The following is a 20,499-nucleotide window of genomic DNA, read 5'->3' as shown; positions in this document are numbered from 1 at the left end:
AGGATTAGTATAAACATGGATATTAAAACAGCCGAGATCAAAGATTTGCTAAAAGCCGAGATTGAGAAATTTGATCTGAATATCGATGTATCGGAAGTAGGCGAAGTGTTGGAGATCGGTGACGGTGTCGCCCGGGTCAGCGGACTGGAAAACGTCATGAGCTCAGAACTGGTTGAGCTTCCCAATGATGTTTTCGGCATGGCACTCAATCTAGAAGAGGACAGTGTGGGTTTGGTTCTTTTTGGCGAAAGTCAAAAAGTGAAAGAAGGTGATATTGCCAAAAGGACTAAACGTGTTGTGGAAGTTCCGGCGGGGGAGGGAATGCTTGGTCGGGTTGTTAACCCTCTTGGTCAGCCCATTGATGGCAAAGGTGCCATCGAGACCCATGAGTCTCGACCCATTGAGCGGAAGGCTCTAAGTGTTCTTCAGCGTCAGCCGGTGAAGGAGCCCCTACAGACCGGTTTGAAGTCCATTGATAGTATGATTCCCATCGGCAGAGGCCAGCGTGAGTTGATTGTTGGTGACCGCCAAACGGGGAAGACAGCAATTGCCATTGATACTATCATTAACCAGAAAAGCACTCATGGTGGTGACAGCCCGGTTTATTGCATTTATGTGGCTATTGGGCAGAAGGCGTCCACCGTTGCTCAAGTGGTGGCAGAGTTGGAAGAAACCGGCGCTATGGATTACACCATTGTGGTAGCTGCCAACGCCTCTGATCCAGCACCGATGCAGTTCATTGCTCCCTATTCTGGATGCACCATGGGTGAATTTTTCCGCGATGACGGCAGACATTCGCTAGTAATCTATGATGATCTTTCAAAACATGCTCAGGCCTACCGGCAGATGTCTCTACTGTTGCGGCGGCCTCCCGGACGCGAGGCGTACCCCGGCGATGTGTTCTATCTTCATAGCCGTCTTTTGGAGCGAGCCAGTAAACTGAGCGACGATCTTGGTGGCGGTTCCCTGACTGCACTGCCTGTCATCGAGACGCAGGAGGGTGATGTTGCCGGTTATATTCCCACCAATGTGATTTCAATTACGGACGGCCAGATATATCTTGAAACTAATCTGTTCAACGCCGGCGTTCGCCCAGCAATTGATGTAGGTATCTCTGTTTCCCGCGTGGGTGGGAATGCTCAGATCAAGGCCATGAAAAAGATTGCTAGTATGCTCCGGCTGGACCTGGCTCAATTTAGAGAGTTGGAGGCGTTTGCCAAGTTCGGGTCTGATCTGGACAAGGCGACACAGCAGCAGATTACTCTTGGTCAGCGGATGGTGGAAATCCTTAAGCAGGATCAATATGCCCCAATGTCCGTGGAGAAGCAGGTTGCCATCATTTGGGCCGGTAATAATGGCCATCTGAATGATATTGAACTGGATGAGGTGAAGCGCTTTGAAGAGGAGTTCCTCTCTTATCTGGAAACCAACTGTGCATCGACTCTTGACGGTATCAGAGACAGCGGCGAGCTCAGCGATGAAATTGTAGAAAATCTCAAGAAGGCCGTTGACGAATTCAAAAAAGGTTTTACAGTTTAGAGGAGAGCCGTGGCGAACCTTAAGGACATTCGAGACCGGATCAAGTCGGTTAAAAGTATTCAGAAGGTGACCAGAGCTATGAAGCTTGTGGCCGCCGCAAAAATGCGCAAAGCCCAAGAGCGGATGGAACAGGTCCGTCCTTATGCTAACCGTCTCTCTGAAGTAATCACATCCCTCCTACCCGATGTAGATCGATCACTTCTCCCTCTGCTGGATGTGAGGGAAGTAAAACGGGAAGCGCTGGTTGTGGTGACTTCTGACCGGGGTTTGGCGGGTGCATTCAATGCTAACATCATACGCCGGGCCGAAGAAGAGCTTGCCGAAGCCGGGCGGGGAAATGTAGATCTCATTTGTATCGGTCGCAAAGGAAGGGATCATTTCAGGGTTCGCGGTTATGAAATCATTAGAGATTTCACAGATTTTTGGAGTGATCTTTCCTTCGAGCATGCCATGGATTTTGGCAGCGAGATCGTCAGTCATTTTACCGGTGGGGAAGTGGATAGAGTATGTGTGGTCTACAACTGGTTCAAGAATGTGGCTGCACAGGAGATTCGTGTGGAAGACCTGCTCCCGTTGACCTACAAGGGAGATTCTATTAAGGCGGTTGATCGCCTCTATGAACCGTCAAAAGAGGAGATTGTCCACTCTCTTATCCCGCGGCATCTCAATGTACAGATGTGGAAATATCTATTAGAATCCTTCGCCAGTGAGCAGGCAGCACGGATGGTGGCCATGGATAACGCCATGGAAAATGCTCAGGAACTAATTAAGGATCTGACCTTGGATTTCAATAAAGCGCGCCAGGCAGCGATTACGAAGGAGATACTTGAGATTGTTGGTGGCGCGGAAGCATTGGCAACATATTAAGGTGAAAAAAAAAGAATGAAAAAGTTTGGAAAAGTATCACAAATCATGGGCGCTGTTGTGGATGTGGCATTTGAAGATGGTCACCTGCCCGAAATTCTTAACGCCCTTGAAATTGATCGAAATGGAGAAGGGACACTGACCCTTGAGGTGGCTCAGCATATCGGCGATTCTGTTGTACGGACCATAGCCATGGATTCCACTGACGGGCTTGTTCGTGGACAAGCGGTTGGGGACACCGGCAATCCCATCTCTGTTCCTGTAGGTAAAGAGACCCTAGGCCGCCTGTTTGATGTTCTTGGGAATCCCATCGATGACAAGGAACCTCCGAAAACAGAGAAGACCTATCCAATCCATCGTCCGGCGCCTGAACACAAGGAACTCAGCACAACGCGGGAAGTTCTCGATACTGGTATCAAGGTTGTAGATCTTATAGAGCCTTACACCAAGGGGGGAAAGACCGGTCTCTTCGGCGGCGCCGGTGTAGGGAAAACAGTCCTCATTCAGGAACTGATACACAACATTGCCACGGAACACGGCGGTTATTCTGTGTTCTCTGGGGTGGGTGAAAGGACCCGTGAAGGGAATGACCTTTTTCTTGAGATGACGGAATCGGGTGTTATTGATAAGACGGTCATGGTATTTGGTCAGATGAACGAACCACCGGGGGCCCGACTCCGTGTTGGTCTGACTGGTCTAACTATGGCGGAGTACTTCAGGGATGAGGAAGGTCTTGATGTTCTTCTTTTCATAGACAATATATTCAGGTTCACACAGGCCGGTTCTGAAGTGTCTGCACTTTTGGGGCGCATGCCTTCGGCCGTGGGTTACCAGCCTACCCTTTCTACGGAAATGGGCGAGCTGCAGGAGCGGATCACTTCCACTAATAAAGGATCTGTCACTTCCGTACAGGCGATCTACGTTCCAGCCGATGACCTTACAGATCCCGCTCCCGCGGCCAGTTTTGCACACTTAGATGCAACGACAGTGCTGGATCGACGGATCTCAGAACTGGGCATCTATCCAGCGGTGGACCCATTGAATTCCACATCTCGTGTCCTTGACCCAAGAGTTGTGGGTGACCGCCACTACAATGTTGCTCGAGAGGTCCAGCGGATTCTTCAGAAGTATAAAGAACTCCAAGACATTATCGCGATCCTTGGTATGGAAGAACTTGCAGATGACGATAAGTTAACTGTGACTCGCGCCAGGCGGATTGAACGTTTCCTTTCACAGCCATTCTTTGTGGCAGAACAGTTCACTGGAACACCGGGACGTTACGTTAAGCTTGAGGACACGGTAGATGGGTTTGATCGTCTTATTAAGGGTGAGTTTGATGACTTGCCCGAAAGGGCATTTCTCTATGTGGGTACTATCGATGAGGCCGTTGAAAAAGCGAAGGATATATCCTCTGATTGAGCACTTTCCAGCTTGAAATTGTAACGCCAACGAAAACGCTTGATCAGGGTGATGTCTCATATATCCGGTGTCCCGGCACAGAGGGACTCTTCGGCGTCATGGCCGGTCATACCGACGCGCTTTTTGCTCTTGCTGTAGGAGAAATCAAAGTGACAAAGGATGGCAACAATAGCTATTTTGCCACAAGTGGAGGGTATGCAGAAGTGGCCAGAGAAAGGGTTCAACTTTTGCTCGAGACGGTGGAAGAAGCTCAGGTAATTGATACTGCTCGTGCCCAGCAAGCCTACGACAAGGCGAAAAAACGCCTCTCCTCAGATGAAGGAGATGAGGTTCGGACTAAGGCAGCACTCTCCCGCGCAGCCAATCGGTTGAAGATTTCAGGGCAATAAAAGAAGGAACACGAATCAGAAAAAGGAAAAGAATCAGATTTCTTACAATATTTTCACGGAAGTTCACAGCTCAGGTTCCACTTTGGCCCTGAGCTTTTTCTTTATTAGAAATGGCTTCTCATTCTTGATTTCTCATGAAAGATTCTTACATGTTTAAGAGGACGCATACGTGCGGTGATTTGACCTCGAAGCAAGTGGATAAAGATGCTTCTCTGAACGGCTGGGTGGCCTCAAGCCGGGATCACGGCGGACTCATTTTTGTTGATATCCGGGACCGCTACGGTGTTACACAATTGACTTTCAATGAGGAGACGCATCCCGAAGCATTCGAATTGGCGAAGCGGCTATCCATGGAAGATGTGATTTCTGTGAAAGGAACGGTAGCAGCAAGGCAGGAAAGTGCCGTTAACAAAGATTTAACTACCGGTAAGATTGAAGTGAGTGTCACTGAAATCGTGGTGCTCAACGAAGCAAAACCAATGCCGTTTTTGATCAGTCACAGAGAAAGTGCCAGTGAAGAAACGCGCCTCACTTACCGGTATCTTGAGCTCCGCACGGAAGAGATGCAAAAAAATATGCTTCTTAGGCACAAAACTTACCAGGTAGTGCGGAACTACCTTACATCTCAGAACTTCATGGAATTTGAGACGCCTATTCTCATGCGAGCAACGCCGGAAGGTGCCAGAGATTTTCTCGTTCCGAGCCGGCTTCACAAAGGACGATTTTTTGCGTTGCCCCAGTCGCCGCAGCAATATAAGCAGATTCTCATGGTGGCGGGGTATGACCGGTATTTCCAGATCGTGAAATGTTTCCGAGACGAAGATTTCCGGGCCGATCGCCAGCCCGAATTCACGCAGATAGATCTGGAAATGTCTTTCGTGGATGAGAGAGACATCCGACAGGTCGTAGAAGGACTCGTATGTACTGTTTTCGATGATGTGCTCGATCTGTCTCTGGAGTCGCCCTTCCCGGTTATGTCCTATCACGAAGCCATGGAAAACTACGGAACAGACAGGCCTGACATCCGGTTTGAATTGCTGATTGTAGATTTTTCCGGATTTGCTGAGGAATCAGATTTTCAGGCATTGCAGTCTGTTGAAACTGTAAAAGCCATTGTGGTCTCCAATGCAGAAGGCTATTCACGGAAAGTGATTGATGAACTGACAGCCTTTGTGAAAGAATTTTCTTCTCAGGAGAAGAAGACACCTTTGGGCGGTTTGGCTTGGATGAAGTGCAATGACGGCGATCTTTCTGGTGGTGTATCAAAGTTCTTTGGTGAAGAATTGCGACAAAAGATTATGGAATCTCTGGGGATGGGAGAGAGCGATCTACTGTTGGTGGCTGGCGGGGAGCGAGAGACTGTCCTTGCCACTATGGGGGCGCTGCGGCTTGAAATCGCAAAGCGGGACGGCCTGGCCAATGATGATGATTTCTGGCCACTCTGGGTACAAGATTATCCTCTTTTTGGAAAAGATGAAGAAACGGGCAAGTGGACATTTCTCCATCACCCCTTCACGTCACCGGCTCTTGGAGATATGGACAAATTCGATTCTGACCCCGGGAATGCCGGGTCAAGGGCTTATGACCTCGTGATAAATGGTTGGGAAATCGCCGGTGGCTCCATCAGGAATCATGACCCAGCCGTTCAGTTGAAGATTTTTGAGTTGCTTGGCATCTCAGAAAAGGAAGCCAAAGATAAGTTCGGCTTTTTGTTGGAAGGTCTCACGTATGGCGCACCACCCCATGGGGGAATCGCTTTTGGGTTTGATCGCTTTGTCATGATTCTCGCAGGAGCGAAACAGATCAGAGATGTTATTGCCTTTCCCAAGACCACTAGCGCCCTGAGCCTCATGGACGGATCGCCCAGCGAAGTGTCTGAAAATCAGTTGAAAGAGTTGGGCATCAAAATCAAAAAGCAACCCTGACTTGACACTGGATCGAGCCATAGCAATAGCTGCTGAGGCCCACACCGACCAGAAGGACAAAGCCGGGATCTCGTACATCCTTCACCCCATCCGGTTAATGATTCAGATGGACAGCGAAGAGGCAATGATAGCAGCGGTGTTGCATGATGTAGTTGAAGATAGTGTATGGACACTGGATGATCTCAGGAGAGAGGGTTTTTCTGATGAAGTTTTAAATGCTGTAGACTGCCTGACGCACAGAGAAGGGGAGGGAGAAGATTATTGGGATTACATCAAAAGGGCCGGGAGTGATCCCATTGCCATTAAGGTCAAACTTGCGGACCTGTTTGACAACCTCAATCCAAACCGGCTAGATAAGGTGACGGAAGAAGACGAAAAACGATTTGAGAGGTACAGGAAAGCTCAGAAAATGCTGTCATAAAAAGCCCCGTGAAGCTAGTCACGGTGGCGGCCTTCATTAGTTTCTGAGAGGTTTGCCTTTTTTGAGGAAGTGGCTGATACGGTCCTGAGTTTTTTGTTCACCGCAAAGCGCTATGAATGCTTCACGCTCAATGTCAAGGAGGTACTGCTCATCCAGCGGTTTGCCGGAGCCGCCTTTGTCTCCACCTGTAAGAACGTAAGCCAGTTTCTTAGCTACTGTTTCATCGTGGGCTGAAATTTTGCCCTGCACCCGATATCCTTTTAGGGCCACAGTCATGGCTGTCCGGCCGCCTTTGCCCGCCAGGACGATGTTATCTCTATAAACAGGTGGTTCAAAATTTTCCGCAAGTTCAAGCGCCGCCTCTTTAGCGCGGTGGATTAGATAATCCCGGTTCATGACTATTTCATCTTCAGGACGGAGGTAGCCCAATTTGTGTCCGTGACTCGCAGAAGTCGATACCTTGGCAAAGCCGATGGTCTCCAGCGCTTTTTGGCCAACCTGGAATGGAGGGATGGGCTTGTCTCCTGCCCTGTCCAGAATGTTTAGGATAAACCTCAGGTTTCCGCCGGCACCGGGGATGAGGCCGACGCCCACCTCTACAAGGCCTATATAAAGTTCGGAAAAGCAGACCCGCTTGGCGGCGGGGGCTGCCAGTTCGTAACCGCCACCCAGTGTAAATCCAAACGGTGCCGCCACAACAGGTGCTTTGGAAAAACGTATTCGCTGTGTCAGGTCCTGGAGATTTTTTATGGTGCCTTCGATAATATCCCACGCTTCATTTTCACACCCTTCCAAGATCAGCGCCAGATTGGCTCCGGCGCAAAAGTTCTGACCTTGGTGACCGATGACCATAGCCTTGTAGCGCCCTGCTTCAAGCAGATCGAGGCCATCATTGATGGTGCTGGCCAGAGAAAGATCGATGGGGTTCATGACAGCTTGCAAAATGCTGTGGAATTCTACATTCAATACGCCATCTCCCAAATCAATCAGTGAGGCGCTCCAGTCTCGTTTAATGAGATTCTCACTTGATTTCAACAAAGCAAGATTGATCTCTTTTTGTCGAAGTAGTACCTCCACGTTCACTGAATCAGGGATGGAATAATATGTCCGTTTACCGTTCTCTTGTTGATAGAATGACTCAACTCCTGAATTCAACATTTCTTTCACCCAAGAAGGCACTTTTTTCCCCTCTTCTTTCATGCGGTTGACCGATGATCTCACACCAATGGCATTCCACGATTCAAAAGGTCCTAACTCCCAGGCGTATCCCCATTTCATGGCATTGTCGATATTTACGATATCATCAGAGATCTCCGGGATTCTATTTGCGGTATAGATGAGCGTTCTCGCCATTGCTTCCCAGAAAAATGTTCCGGCTTTATCATCACTGTATGCAAGTGCCCGGATTCGGCCGGCAGCGGTGTTCTGTTGTTTTGCCAACCGATAACCATCGAATCTGACACGTTTCTGAGGCACATACTCCAATGAATCAAAATCTATGGAAAGAATTCCTTCACTTGTTTTCTTGTAGAATCCTTCACCACTTTTTTGACCGAGGCGTCCTGCTTCTACAAGCCGGTTAAGAACAGTCGGTTTTAAAAAAAGTTCTCGCTCTTCGTCATCAGGGCAATTATCGTAGGTGTTCTGAGCCACATTGAGACCAACGTCTAGTCCCACGATGTCAAGAGTGCGATACATGGCGCTTTTTGGCCGTCCGATGATTGTACCTGTAAGTTTATCCACTTCTTCAATCGTCAGTCCCATGTCTTCCGTGAGGTGGAGTGCAACCATCTGAGCGTGGACGCCGATACGGTTGGCTACAAAGTTTGGTGTATCTTTTGCCCAGACGATGCCTTTACCAAGGTATTCTGATGTAAAGGCAGCTAGAGTATCTATCACCTCCTTGTCAGCACTCCCGGGTACGATTTCCACGAGACGCAGATAGCGGGGAGGATTGAAAAAGTGTGTAAGCACAAACCGGGATCGGAGTTTCTCCGGCAGTGCTTCAGCAATCTTTGCCACCGGCAGACCGGAAGAGTTAGATGAGAGAAGTACGTCACTTTTCAAGTGTGGCGAAATCTGTTTATAAACGGTATGTTTGATCTCCAGATTTTCCGCAACTGCTTCCAGCACCCAATCGGCTTCACCAAGCCGTTCCAGGTCTTTGTCATAGGTGCATGGTTCTACAAGATCGATATTATTTGGGCTATAAAGAGGAGCAGGTTTCATTTTGGTGAGGTTATCTCTTCCCTTGGTGACTAGTTCATCATTTAGATCAAATAATAATGCAGGAACTCCGGCATTAGCTAGATGTCCAGCCAACTGAGACCCCATGGTCCCTGAACCAAGTACCGCAACTTTTTCAATCTGTTTGGTCATTTCATCCTCATTTTAATCGAGTATTGAGATATAGTTGTACATAACCCAGAAATGGGAAAAGCTCCCCATCATGACAAAAACGTGAAAGATCTCGTGTGATCCAAAAACTTTGGGGATGGGATTGGGTCTGCCTAATGAATGTATAACAGCACCAACTGTGTAGAAAATACCGCCCAAAGCGATCCATACCATAGCGCCTATTTGTACAGCTTGCACTAGCGGCCAGCTTGCCACGACAGCCAGCCACCCCATAAAAATATACGAGGTGATGGAAAACCAATCGGGAAAATTCTTCCAAAAGATTCGCAGCAGAATCCCGAAAAGGGCAAACCCCCAAATTATACTGAGAAGACTCCAGCCCCACAAGCCGCGGAGTGGGATGAGACAGACAGGTGTATAGGTAGCAGCGATGAGAATATAGATCATGGTCTGATCGAGTTTTCTAAGGAATGTCACAGCTTTTGTAGAGACGGCCAGCCAGTGATAGAGGGTACTTGCTGTGTAGAGCAGGAACATTCCACCACCGAAAATAGAAAAGGCGGCAAGATGCCATGGTTTTATAGGGTTAACCGATTCCAAGATAAGGAGCACCAACCCCACAGCTGACAGAATGATACCGATGAAATGAGTCAAGGCACTGGCTGGTTCTCTCAACGTTGGCAACATGTTATCGCTTCAATACCGTTGCAATTCCCTGGCCGGTACCGATGCACATGGTGGCAAGACCATATTTCCCATCGATTTGTTCCAGAGCATTCAAGAGCGTCGTAACAATACGTGCGCCGGAACAACCGAGAGGGTGACCAAGTGCGATTGCGCCACCGTTGAGGTTCACTTTATCCATGGGCCATTCGCCGCTACGTATAACATAAAGCGACTGAGCTGCGAACGCTTCATTCAGTTCGATGGCATCCAGATCATCTAATGAGATTCTCGCCTTAGCCAACGCCTTTTCAGTGGCCGGGAGAGGCCCCTTGCCCATTCTGTCCCATTCCACGCCGGCAATGGATCGCGACACGACTTCGGCACGACTGGTGAGGTCGTGTTCCTCTGCATAGGAATTGCTTGTGATTAAAATAGCAGAAGCACCGATGGAGAAAGGTGAACTACTCGCCGCGGTCACTGTACCATTCTCAATAAAAGCGGGCTCCAGGGACTGTATCTTTTCCATATCAGGCGTCATGGGACCTTCATCTTTATCCACAACTGTGCCATTTTCAAGAACCACAGGAACAATTTCATTATCAAGTTTTCCATCGGCTTGGGCTGCTAAAGCTTTTTCGTGGGAGGCAACTGTGAAAGCATCTTGGTCTTCCCGGGAGATGGTGAGGTCCTCCGCAAGCAGTTCGGCCGTCTCGCCCATACCTATATAATAATCCTTCTCCGCCAATTCCGGATGGAAGTCGGGATTGAATCCCCCCATAGGGATGGAGAACATATCTTCAACACCGGCGGCGATGCCCACATCCATATCACCAGAATCAATGGCTTGGCTGACCTGATGGAGGGCATCCATGGAGGACCCGCAAAAACGATTCACCACTTTAGCTCCTGAATTGATGGAGATGCCTGCCAATATTGCAGCTGATCTGGCGATGAGCATGCCTTGAGAACCTTCCGGGAAAGCACATCCCATGATCACATCTTCCACATCGTCCCTAGAAACGCCTGTATTCCGATCCATTAACTGAGACAGAACTTGTGCGGACAGATCATCTGCACGAATATTTCCGTTCATCATACCGCGCTTGACTCCAATGGGGGAGCGAACGGCATCAATTATGACACTCTTTCTACCAGACATGATTTTCTCCTAAAATGGGTATTTCTTTTGAGCATATACATAATCAGCAATCTCCCGCTTCAGTTGTGCTACATCTGCTTTTGGCAGCATCCTCTCTTGAAACTTGCTGTACATTTCCAAAACAGTTGGAGGAAGCTCACCATGATAAATGTCATTCAGAGATAAAAGACATCTGTTCAAAAGGTTTAGAGACGTCTCCGCCGCGAGGACCTGTGCTATTTGCATAATTACATTGGATTGACCATTGCTCTCCAAAACCTGGTTCACTCTGGCCAGTGTGGAGTCTGTGGCATAAATATCCATAAAGCAGTCAGCTAACGCTTCACCGAGGATTTGCTCGTTCTTCAGATCCTGACCGAACTCATTCAGTGCTTCGTTAAAGACAGTCAATACCAGATGTTTTCCTGCTTCCACCATTCCCATCTGCCGTGAGAGAAGGGAGTGGGGGGCGATCGGTTCATCTGAAGCTAGGAAGAGTTCCCTTTCGCTAATGCGCTCCCGGATGGGAATCTCGTCCATGAGTGCTTTTTTCATGAAATAGCCCGTGATGATCTGCCTGTTGATTTCGTTGGTACCCTCCCAGATTCTATCGATGCGGCAGTCGCGGTAGATTTGTGCCATGGGATACTCTTCTATGTACCCATATCCACCATAGATTTGAACGCCATTGTCAGCGCAGAAACCGATGGTTTCGCTTCCCATGACCTTACAGATGGAAGATTCGATCGCATACCGCTCCATCATCTGCCCCATCTTGATATAATAATCGTCACTGGTTTTATCTAATTCTCCCACCGCATTATCAATATCAGCGATCGTTCTGTAGATGAGACTGTCAAGGGCGTAAGTGCGTATGGTCATGTCTGCGAACTTTTTCTTGATGGCATCGAAAAATGCAATGGGTTGTCCGAACTGACGCCGATTCAGAGCATATTGTGATGCCACTGTAATCAGAAGTTTACAACCGCCTAAAACATGAGCACCGAGTTTGAGCCGCCCCTGATTTAATACGTTGAAAGCGATGGTGGCACCATCACCGATGTTTCCCAGAACATTCTCTACAGGGACCTTTACGTTGGTCAGTTTTAGAGGCGTTGTAGATGACCCATTTGAACCCATCTTATGCTCTTCAGGACCAGATTCGAACCCTTCCATGGTTTTCTCAATGATAAAGGCACTGAATTTCCCACCATCTGCTTGTGCAAATAGAGTGAACACATCAGCCAAACCACCGTTAGTAATAAACTGTTTCTCACCATTTAGGATGTAGTGTTTTCCGTCATCACTCAGGACTGCAGTTGTCTTCGCCGATGTAGCGTCCGAACCGGAGGACGGTTCAGTAAGCGCATAAGCACCGATCCATTCGGCGGCGGCAAGCTTGGGTAGATATTTTGCCTGCTGATCTTTGTTTCCAAACCAGACGATAGGGAGCATTCCTATACCCGTCTGCGTTGAAGCCGTTACTGTGAAGGCAGCCGTACTTGAAACACTAAAAGCCTCCGCCACGACAACACCTGTAATCTTGTCCATTTCCATGCCTCCAAGATCATTAGGGATATCTAGAGAAAGAAGTCCAAGTTTGCCCATTTCCCTGAGCAGCTCTCTTACTAAATCATAATCTTTTTCCTCAATTTGTGCACGGACAGGCACTACCTTCTCGGTACAGAAATCTTCTACCATTTTCTGAATTTCTTTCTGTTCTTCTGTCAATTGCTCTCTGGTAAATATGGGAGAAGAGCAGACAGTTTCTACCATAAACCTGCCACCTGTTTTTCGGCTGAGTGTAACATCACTCATAATGAACTCCTTCATGTTGTTTGGATAGTCCTGATAAGATAAAGCCTGTGATAGTTTCAAAGTAGTGTCTGGCGCTTAATTCATCTGAGTCGAAAAGAGAGAACCAAACAATGCCCTCAATATTGACCATGATCGACAGTGCTGCCACTTTCACATCAAGGTTCTTGAACTCTCCGGAATCCACACCGTGTTTTATAATGGCTTCGATCAGTTCAAGAAACTCGTTATATACCTTCTGAGTTTTGGAGTGAAAGTCTTCGTCCCGGCTGGAAAGCGACCAGAACTCCAGTTCAGCTTTAAATACATTGGGGTTCTGTTCGTATGCGTTGACAAAGAAATCGAACAGTGATTTCAATTGGTCGGATGCCGGTTGTTCTTTCTGAACAATATGATTAAGTGTTACTCCGAAGCTATTGACCCAGTGGTTTACAAGAGAGAGAAAGATATCTTTCTTGGACTTGTAGTACCAGTAAATAGCTCCTTTACTAAGGTTTGCTTCAGAGGCTATGTCATCCATCCTGCAGTCAGAATATCCTTTCCGGATAATGACGTTGAGCGCGGCGTTCAGAATCTGATCTTTTCGATGATCTTTTTTACTATTTTGAGCTTTTTCTGCCATAGACCGACCAGTCAGTCTAATAAAAAATACCTTTACAAACCTTCAGTTGCAATAGCCATTTGCCTATCTATTCTTGAAAGATTTCTTAAATCAGACTAATTTAGTCTAGTTTTAACTTACGCGATTGATAGCATATTTATATATTTATGAAATTGAGAATCAATCTCAACAAACCATTGTGATCATTTCTGGGAATCCAGTGTTAGGAAAGTATAAGTGAGATTAAAGAAATTATTTCCGTTCTGTATATTACTTTGCTCAATATCGCTTGCCGAAGTTGGCCTGGAGAACGAACAATGGCAGTCCTATCTGCGTTTCCGATACGTAGATGCTATGAGAACGGTCGCTGGCGCTGGCCAATTCGATCCCTTCTTTTCCACCGATGTGGTCACTCTGCTTGATTTTTCCAGTGAATATGTAGTCACATCAGCGAGCCATCTTTTCCTGAAGGTCCACAATATTCTTGACAACCATCCTGTTGCGGCTACCAGGCCCGCTGGGGTTCGACCAACCATGCCGAGGAGTATTGTGGCAGGTGTCAAAATCATACTCTAATCAGCGAAGGGTTAAACAATGGCTGAATTACTAATCAGTTTTCGCGAAGTACTTGAGGCGTCACTCATTATTGGAATCCTTTACACATATCTCGTGAAATCAGAGAGACGGGACATGCTTCCGGTAATGTGGAGAGGTGTGATGGCAGCACTGGTACTCAGCCTTACGGCCTCTTTTATTATCCAAGCTGTGGCCGGAGGGTTTACAGGAAAGGCCGAAAAGATCTTTGAAGGTGCAGTGATGATTGCCGCCGCTGCTATTCTGGGAACCATGATTATATGGATGGCCAGGAATATAAACATAGCAGAAAAATTGGAGAGTCGGGCCGAGACTGTCCTTGGGCGAACGGATACGGCAACCTGGGGCATTTTCTCTCTCGCTTTCATTTCCGTTTTCAGAGAAGGGATAGAAACTGTCCTTTTCCTTTATGGTGTATTTGTCAATCAAGGGGGGCTCTCATTTGCATCATCAATGACCGGTGCTGGTATCGCATTGGGTCTTGGATACATGATTTTTGTTCAAGGACAACGGGTTCCTCTCAAAACCTTTTTCAATGTTAGCTCTGTCTTTCTCATTTTTGTAGCGGCGGGTATGATGGCTTACGGCATTCATGAGTTGGAATCGGCCGGAATTATAGCAGACACAGGCCGGATATGGGATGTGAATCCTCCAGTATTACCGAACGGTAGTTACCCTATTTTCCATGATAAGGGTGCAATTGGTGCCATTGCTAAAGGGCTCTTTGGTTGGAACGGTGATCCCAGCTATTTGGAAGTGGGGATATGGACTTTGACCTTAACGGGCCTTATGGTCACTTGGCGCCGTATTATCGCCGCACCACGGCCGGTGTGAGAGTAAAGTAGGAACAGAACACTACTTGATTTTCCCCAGCTGCCGGTACTTTTCCTTATACTTGTCGTAGAGGACTTTATGACGGTCGCTCATATCTATCTTTTTCCCTTGGATATAAACCTGCTCTACTTGGGTGGTAATCTCCAGCGGATCGCCGTCTGTAATCATGAGTGTGGCATCTTTCCCTTTCTCAAGAGAGCCTGCTTTGTCAGCGATGCCCAACACTTCAGCAGCGTAGAGCGTAACTGATTTTAAAGCCTCATTCTTGGGAAGTCCGTATGAAGCGGCCTTGGAAGCTTCGTAGGGAGTGTTCCGGTGATTGGATGCGCCGCCCGTTCCCATGGATATGCAATACTTTACACCTGCTTCATACAGTTTAAGTGGGCCGGTGAATGGCGTGTCAAAATCTTCCCAACGCCTGCGGGGGAGAGAATTGACCGTCTCATAGATTACCGGTATTTCATACTTCTTCAGTAAGTCCGCCACGCGCCAGGCGTCATACCCTCCCACAATGACCATTTTCAGGTTGTGACGATTTGCCCATTCTACAGCGCTTTCAATCTGCCTTACCTCGCTGGCATGCATGAAAACAGGTACTTCCCTACGCAGCACGGGGAGCATAGCTTCCCAGCGCAGGTCAGTTTCAAGTTCAATCCTACCTGACTGATTTGCCGCTTCTTTTGCCACAAGGTAACGTTGAGCTTCTTCGAAGGTTGAATCCAGTTTTTTCATCGCTTCTTCTCGACGTTTTGCCACCTCTTCTTCACTTCTACGAAATCTTCTGGAACTAATCGCGCCCATGTTGGGCCAGTTAATGTGGAGACCCGTCTGTGCTTTTAGTGTTGCAGTTTCCCACGTCCAGCCATCCAGCATCATGACCGCTGATGTACCTGAGATTAGTCCACCTGTGGGGCAGGAGTGAGCTAACAACACGCCGTTTGAGCGGGTAACAGGGATGATTTCAGAATCGGGGTGGTAGGCAACCTCGGCTCTCACATTGGGATTGACATCACCACGTTCCGCGAAGTCCCGGGTTACAGCCACGGCGCCGATTTCGGTTAAACCGATCACACTGGCAGCGGCGATCATACCAGGATAAACATGTTTTCCCTGGAGATCAATGGTTTCTGTGTTATCCGGCAGATTGGTTATCCTTCGGCCTATGGCAGTGATAACCCCTTTCTCGAAAAGAATAGCGCCACGCCGTATTTCATCTGCTGAGACAGGATGAATGGTTGCGTTCATCAGCAAAATGGGGTGTGTCTGCGGAGGTGCTGGCACCTGATCCGAGGAAATGGAAACAGTGATAACCGTAAGCAGTAAAGTAGTTATTGTTGTTCTCATCGCAGTTCTCCTTCCACGCAGCTGTAAGATTCCGCTTCTCCAGGTCTTCTCATTTGTCGGCCTTTACCGGAACCTTTTTCTATTTTATCCTCTTCTGAGGAGAGTATTTTCTGAATAAGAGTATTTCGCTCTTCGTTCCTTTTAGCTCTCATTTCTCTATCCCGGGTCAGGTCGAAATACTTTTTGCCATCAATCCAAGTTTGTTCGCAAGCGGTATACATAGACATGGGATCGCCGTTCCATATAACGAAATCAGCGTCTTTGCCGGTCTCCAGCGAACCGACCTTGCTATCGATACCGAGTTGAATTGCAGGATTAATTGTCACAAACCGGAAGGCATCCTCTTTGGACATAGGGCCGTACTTGGCGGCTTTTGCAGCTTCTGTGTTCAGGCGTCGCGCCAGTTCACTGCTGTCGGAGTTGTATGAGACTACTACGCCTACCTTCTCCATGAGCGGACCGTTGTAAGGGATGGCATCTATCACTTCATATTTGTAAGCCCACCAATCAGAAAATGTGGAAGCGCCGGCCCCCACTTCCGCAATGGCTTCCGCAACCTTGTAACCCTCAAGTACATGCTGAAAGGTGCCGATCCTGAAATTGAAATCTTGAGATACTCTCGCTAGCATGAGGATTTCATCCTGCCTGTAAGAGTGACTGTGAACCAGCCGTTTGCCATCAAGGATTTCCACCAGAGCATCCAGTTCAAGATCGCGGCGAACCGGGATCAGTTTGCCTCCTTTTCCACCGCCTCGAGACGCTTTTTTTGCCTTGTATTCGGCAGCAGCGGTGAATGCATCGCGGATGACCTGCTCCACGCCCATCCTCGTCTCAGGATACCGACCCCAGCTCCGTTCCCGCTTTACATTCTCTCCAAGAGCAAACTTGATCCCTTTCGGTGCACCTTCAAACAGAAGTTGATCCGGGGCTGATCCCCACCTGAGTTTGATAACGGCATTCTGTCCACCGATGGGATTGGCGGAGCCGTGGAGTACGTTAGCTGTTGTTAAACCGCCGGCAAGTTGTCTGTAGACATTAATGTCATCGCTGTTGATCACATCTTGAATCCGCACCTCTGCCGTGACAGACTGTGCTCCTTCATTGATCGAAAATCCAGCGGTATGGCTGTGACAATCGATGATGCCAGGCGTTACATGTTTTCCCTGTGCATTAATTATAACCGATTTTTTCGCTTTGGGAGAGATACTAAGGTTCCTTCCCACTTTCCAGATCTTACCGTCTTTTATCAGAAGGTCACTGTTTTCCATAACGCCTTGTGGTCCCATGGTCCAGATTGTGGCGTTTTTTACAAGAATCAGTTCGGGCTGAGAGGGCATCTTCTCAAAGCCGAAAGCTCCTTCGGGATAGCGAACCACCAGTGTACTGGTCTTTTCCTGAGTCTCTGCTTTCTCCCCTTTTTTTTCTTCATAAGGAGCTACCCGTCTGGCGAACCAACTGAGGGTACCACCGGTAGGTGTCCGTCCCTGACCTTCGGCATAGTCTCCTTTGATAGATCCGGAAAACTGGATTATGCCATCCATGCCTAGAGTATCACCCTTCATCGCAAAACTGAACATATTGTTGGAAGAGAGCGTCACTGATTTGAGTGGTATAGTCATTTCATCGCCGGCTAGTTTGCCTTGTGGTTTTGTTCGTTCGCCGGTGATCTTTAGTGAATCGATGCGCACTTCGTCGTCGTATCTCCACTGCATAGTCCAGGTCCCTCGGGCATCGGCTTCCGATTCTGTGATGACTGGATATTCTACCCCTTCAATCCAGACTGATTCTACACGAGTCTTTTTATCGAAATAGTCACCATCAGTTACCACAAGGTTTGCAATCTTTCCTTTTTCCAGCGTTCCCAAAACTTCAGAAAGACCGAGGCGTTCTGCCGGTATAGTTGTAACAGTAGCCAGCGCTTCATCTTTTGAAAAACCTCTTTTAACCATTTTTATAAGATTGTTTCTGAACGTTTTTTTGTCTTCAAGTTCGCTGGTGGTGAGGACAAACGGAATTTTCGCTTTGGCAAGTTTGTAGGCATTGTCAGGTGCCATCTCCCAGTGCCGGAGTTCTTCACTGGAGACTTGAAGTGCTGTTTCCCACGTGCTCACGTCCGGCGCCTTCGGGAAATTAATGGGTAGGACTACAAAACTGTTTAACGCTTTAATCTCTTTTAATCTCCGGTATTCGTAACCGCTCCCTTTCAGCCAGACATTTAGATCAAATTCTTTACCGATTTTTCCAGCCCTGAGTGATCCCAGCTCCTCGCCTGTCATAAACAGGATTGCTCCTTTATTTTCCATATGAGTACTTAAGGCCGCAAGCCCCCGGTCTTTTTCTGGCTGATCATTGGTCTCTGGAAACCGCCCGTACGTTTTCCACGCCTCTTTGTACCACTTTGCATCGTAGAATGTCTGACGTGTCAGCGCCACCGCACCCAGAAGAGAGTTGGGGTAAGTAGGATCGCTCCAGGTGCCATACTCAAAACCGATAGCCTGCACCGGGCCGGCTTCCCTGATAACAGAGCCGGGCGACCAGTTCCCAAGATGGATCAGTGCAGACTGTCCTCGGAAGATTCCTGAACCGGGCACCAGATGAGCTGTTGTAAAGCCCATGCTTCTTAAGGTTTCACCTTCTTTTTCCGGTAAGCCATATTGTTCCAGTACAGAAAAATCAGGCTTGACTTTCGGATTCCAATGAGAGGTGGCCGTTGCGGTGGGTTTTTCAGCTTGATTTTGCTGAGGCCGACGACCCATTGCTGGGGTCTTTTTATCTGATCTTTCAAGATAGCTTTCGATAAAACCTGAATAAATGGTTTTGCCTGAAAGGTTCACTTCATAAGCGTCGGCCGGGATTTTTGCACTCTTACCCATGGATTCGATAAGGCCATCCCGAATGACAATTTCACCGGTTTCAATCACCTTACCCGGTTCAGGAACGATGGTAGCTCCTTTCAGCACAAAAACCTTCGGCGTTTTATGGTGAATGGTCTGGCCAGGATCAATCGGCTTTACCTGTCCTTTTGCTGTAGCAAAAAAGCAAAAGAATATGAGAAAAAAGGCGGTTAAGGGAAGTCTCGATTTCATCGTTGTTTCACCCCACATTATGATTTTACTTACGAAGAAGCAAAGTTAAGGAATGATAGATAGACTAGCCGTCATTTTTTGGCCTGTTCCAGTAGAAGTAAACCGGTAACCCCAGTAGCATTAAGCTGATACCGGCAAGGGCTTCCTGTGGCGCATCCAACAGGGCAGCAAGAACGAAGAATATCGAGGAAATGATAAACAAAGCAGGAACCCATGGGTATCCCCATGTTTTGTATGGTTTCGGAAGCTCGGGGCGATTCTTGCGAAGAGCAAAGACAGCGGCTGCGCCGGCAATCCAGAGGATAAGGTTAACTACAACCACAAATGTAATGAGCTGATCGAATGTGCCTGAAAGTGTAAGGATAGACGCCCAGACGGCTTGATAAACAATTGCCTTTGCGGGCGTATGATAACGGGGATGGATCTCAGCCGCTCGCTTGAAAAACAGACCGTCCTGCGCCATGGCATAATAGACTCGCGGACCTGTGAGTATTGCTCCGTTCAGTGCGCCCAGGACGGAAATAATGATCGCGACAACCATAAGACGTCCCCCTAATGAACCGAAGAGCACATGAGCAACAGTCTCGCCAATGGTCACAACACCGGCCATCTCGTCCATCGGGAGCGCTCGTAAATAGACGATGTTCAATAGAAGGTACAGTACTGTAGCCGTCGTAATTCCGATCAAAAGTGCCCGGGGCAGGGTCCTCTGCGGATTTCGAATTTCGCCCCCTACAGCTGTGACATATTCCCATCCGCCAAATGTCCAGAAGACAGCTACCAGCCCGCCTCCGAATGAAGCGATCTTAGAGTTGAAGCCGTCAAACTGAAATGACAATCTGAGGTCAGGCGTCTCTGTACCGATAGCCAGGCCAGCCATGACAAAGATGAGAATTGAGGCGATCTTGATAACAGTGATGACATTCTGGACGGTTTTCCCGACACCGAGCCCAATATAATTCACTGCTGAGAATAGTGTAATCATTGCAACGGCAATCACCTGTCCAGCCGAGACTGTGATGGGAAATGTAATAATAATATTGTTCGGGGAGATGGATGGGAAAAAGGTTGAGGCGTAAGCGGCGAAGGCAACAGCGACTGCCGCCACAGCTCCAGTGAGGTAGACAGTGAAAGACACCCATCCAAAGAGGAATGCCGGCAACCGCCCGAATGCCTCGCGGAGGTAAATGTATTGGCCTCCCGCTTTTGGAATGGCGGCGCCAAGTTCGGCATAAGTGAGCCCTCCTGCGAGCGCATGGAGACCTCCCACTATCCACGCCAGAAGCAGCAGGGCGGGTGAAGGAAGCGACTCAGCCATAATGCCGCTGGTCATGAAGATTCCCGAACCAATAACGACACCAATGACTATCATAGAAGAATCAAAAACACCCAATTTTCTGACTAAACCTTCGTGTTTATTCTCTTTATGAGTTGATGAGATCAATGGATTTTGTCTTGAGGAGTTAAGAGGAATTTATCCCCCCGCCGTGGAATTTAGTTGTCCCA

General features: G+C 48.0%; 16 protein-coding genes. 8 read left to right on the top strand and 8 right to left on the bottom strand.

All coding sequences use genetic code 11. From position 1 onward, the window contains the following. Positions 1 to 15 precede the first annotated feature (15 nt). The 6 genes from EYO21_03050 (at position 16) to EYO21_03025 (ending at position 6,557) form a co-directional block, all read left to right on the top strand. Positions 16 to 1,539, top strand: coding sequence for a F0F1 ATP synthase subunit alpha (locus tag EYO21_03050; GenBank protein ID HIB02789.1), 1,524 nt, complete (start codon positions 16 to 18; stop codon positions 1,537 to 1,539). A 9-nt stretch (positions 1,540 to 1,548) separates the two neighbouring features. Continuing rightward, positions 1,549 to 2,406, top strand: coding sequence for an ATP synthase F1 subunit gamma (gene atpG, locus EYO21_03045; protein ID HIB02788.1), 858 nt, complete (start codon positions 1,549 to 1,551; stop codon positions 2,404 to 2,406). A 15-nt stretch (positions 2,407 to 2,421) separates the two neighbouring features. Continuing rightward, positions 2,422 to 3,822, top strand: a complete 1,401-nt coding sequence (atpD, locus tag EYO21_03040) for a F0F1 ATP synthase subunit beta (GenBank protein ID HIB02787.1) — start codon at positions 2,422 to 2,424, stop codon at positions 3,820 to 3,822. Beyond that, on the top strand, positions 3,819 to 4,211 hold the full coding sequence (gene atpC / locus EYO21_03035; protein HIB02786.1) for an ATP synthase F1 subunit epsilon: 393 nt from the start codon (positions 3,819 to 3,821) through the stop codon (positions 4,209 to 4,211). Before atpD ends, atpC begins: the two co-directional genes overlap by 4 nt. 149 nt (positions 4,212 to 4,360) lie before the next feature. After that, a complete protein-coding gene (gene aspS, locus EYO21_03030; protein HIB02785.1) occupies positions 4,361 to 6,136 on the top strand; it encodes an aspartate--tRNA ligase in 1,776 nt (591 codons plus the stop codon). A gap of 1 nt (position 6,137) precedes the next feature. Next, the gene (locus EYO21_03025) at positions 6,138 to 6,557 is read left to right on the top strand and encodes an HD domain-containing protein (protein HIB02784.1); all 420 of its coding nucleotides are present in this window, start codon (positions 6,138 to 6,140) and stop codon (positions 6,555 to 6,557) included. A 36-nt stretch (positions 6,558 to 6,593) separates the two neighbouring features. Here the strand turns inward: EYO21_03025 and EYO21_03020 are convergent, their stop codons facing one another. The 5 genes from EYO21_03020 to EYO21_03000 are packed head-to-tail and all read right to left on the bottom strand — an operon-like array spanning position 6,594 to position 13,156. Next, positions 6,594 to 8,936 carry a 3-hydroxyacyl-CoA dehydrogenase/enoyl-CoA hydratase family protein gene (locus EYO21_03020; protein HIB02783.1) on the bottom strand — a complete coding sequence of 781 codons (2,343 nt, stop codon included), beginning with the start codon at positions 8,934 to 8,936 and terminating at the stop codon, positions 6,594 to 6,596. Positions 8,937 to 8,948: 12 nt separating this feature from the next. Next, positions 8,949 to 9,602: a hemolysin III family protein gene (locus EYO21_03015; protein ID HIB02782.1), complete on the bottom strand. Its 654-nt coding sequence runs from the start codon at positions 9,600 to 9,602 to the stop codon at positions 8,949 to 8,951. A 1-nt stretch (position 9,603) separates the two neighbouring features. After that, positions 9,604 to 10,740 carry a thiolase family protein gene (locus EYO21_03010; GenBank protein HIB02781.1) on the bottom strand — a complete coding sequence of 379 codons (1,137 nt, stop codon included), beginning with the start codon at positions 10,738 to 10,740 and terminating at the stop codon, positions 9,604 to 9,606. 9 nt (positions 10,741 to 10,749) lie between these two features. After that, positions 10,750 to 12,552 carry an acyl-CoA dehydrogenase gene (locus tag EYO21_03005; GenBank protein ID HIB02780.1) on the bottom strand — a complete coding sequence of 601 codons (1,803 nt, stop codon included), beginning with the start codon at positions 12,550 to 12,552 and terminating at the stop codon, positions 10,750 to 10,752. Next, on the bottom strand, positions 12,530 to 13,156 hold the full coding sequence (locus EYO21_03000) for a TetR/AcrR family transcriptional regulator (GenBank protein HIB02779.1): 627 nt from the start codon (positions 13,154 to 13,156) through the stop codon (positions 12,530 to 12,532). Before EYO21_03000 ends, EYO21_03005 begins: the two co-directional genes overlap by 23 nt. A gap of 333 nt (positions 13,157 to 13,489) precedes the next feature. Between EYO21_03000 and EYO21_02995 the strand changes: the two genes are divergently transcribed. Both EYO21_02995 and EYO21_02990 read left to right on the top strand, forming a co-directional pair. Next, positions 13,490 to 13,711 (top strand): hypothetical protein, encoded by a 222-nt coding sequence (locus EYO21_02995; GenBank protein ID HIB02778.1) that lies wholly within the window; start codon positions 13,490 to 13,492, stop codon positions 13,709 to 13,711. A gap of 18 nt (positions 13,712 to 13,729) precedes the next feature. Beyond that, complete coding sequence (locus tag EYO21_02990; protein HIB02777.1) at positions 13,730 to 14,563, top strand: high-affinity iron transporter; 834 nt, start codon at positions 13,730 to 13,732, stop codon at positions 14,561 to 14,563. A gap of 21 nt (positions 14,564 to 14,584) precedes the next feature. Here the strand turns inward: EYO21_02990 and EYO21_02985 are convergent, their stop codons facing one another. The 3 genes from EYO21_02985 to EYO21_02975 are packed head-to-tail and all read right to left on the bottom strand — an operon-like array spanning position 14,585 to position 20,365. Further along, a complete protein-coding gene (locus tag EYO21_02985) occupies positions 14,585 to 15,907 on the bottom strand; it encodes an imidazolonepropionase (GenBank protein ID HIB02776.1) in 1,323 nt (440 codons plus the stop codon). Then, positions 15,904 to 19,011: an amidohydrolase gene (locus EYO21_02980; protein HIB02775.1), complete on the bottom strand. Its 3,108-nt coding sequence runs from the start codon at positions 19,009 to 19,011 to the stop codon at positions 15,904 to 15,906. The genes EYO21_02985 and EYO21_02980 overlap by 4 nt, the downstream gene beginning before the upstream one ends. Before the next feature lie 46 nt (positions 19,012 to 19,057). After that, positions 19,058 to 20,365, bottom strand: a complete 1,308-nt coding sequence (locus EYO21_02975) for an amino acid permease (protein ID HIB02774.1) — start codon at positions 20,363 to 20,365, stop codon at positions 19,058 to 19,060. Between the last annotated feature and the right edge of the window lie 134 nt (positions 20,366 to 20,499).

The sequence above is a fragment of the Candidatus Neomarinimicrobiota bacterium genome, assembly GCA_012964825.1.
Lineage (GTDB): Bacteria > Fidelibacterota > Marinisomatia > Marinisomatales > S15-B10 > UBA2125.
This window is presented reverse-complemented; position numbering and strand designations above follow the sequence as displayed.

Coding starts and splice junctions, on each gene's coding strand:
- EYO21_03050 (HIB02789.1), top strand. CDS start 16: ATGGATATTAAAACAGCCGAGATCAAAGATTTGCTAAAAGCCGAGATT.
- atpD (HIB02787.1), top strand. CDS start 2,422: ATGAAAAAGTTTGGAAAAGTATCACAAATCATGGGCGCTGTTGTGGAT.
- aspS (HIB02785.1), top strand. CDS start 4,361: ATGTTTAAGAGGACGCATACGTGCGGTGATTTGACCTCGAAGCAAGTG.
- EYO21_03020 (HIB02783.1), bottom strand. CDS start 8,936: ATGACCAAACAGATTGAAAAAGTTGCGGTACTTGGTTCAGGGACCATG.
- EYO21_03015 (HIB02782.1), bottom strand. CDS start 9,602: ATGTTGCCAACGTTGAGAGAACCAGCCAGTGCCTTGACTCATTTCATC.
- EYO21_03010 (HIB02781.1), bottom strand. CDS start 10,740: ATGTCTGGTAGAAAGAGTGTCATAATTGATGCCGTTCGCTCCCCCATT.
- EYO21_03005 (HIB02780.1), bottom strand. CDS start 12,552: ATGAAGGAGTTCATTATGAGTGATGTTACACTCAGCCGAAAAACAGGT.
- EYO21_03000 (HIB02779.1), bottom strand. CDS start 13,156: ATGGCAGAAAAAGCTCAAAATAGTAAAAAAGATCATCGAAAAGATCAG.
- EYO21_02995 (HIB02778.1), top strand. CDS start 13,490: ATGAGAACGGTCGCTGGCGCTGGCCAATTCGATCCCTTCTTTTCCACC.
- EYO21_02990 (HIB02777.1), top strand. CDS start 13,730: ATGGCTGAATTACTAATCAGTTTTCGCGAAGTACTTGAGGCGTCACTC.
- EYO21_02985 (HIB02776.1), bottom strand. CDS start 15,907: ATGAGAACAACAATAACTACTTTACTGCTTACGGTTATCACTGTTTCC.
- EYO21_02980 (HIB02775.1), bottom strand. CDS start 19,011: ATGTGGGGTGAAACAACGATGAAATCGAGACTTCCCTTAACCGCCTTT.
- EYO21_02975 (HIB02774.1), bottom strand. CDS start 20,365: ATGATAGTCATTGGTGTCGTTATTGGTTCGGGAATCTTCATGACCAGC.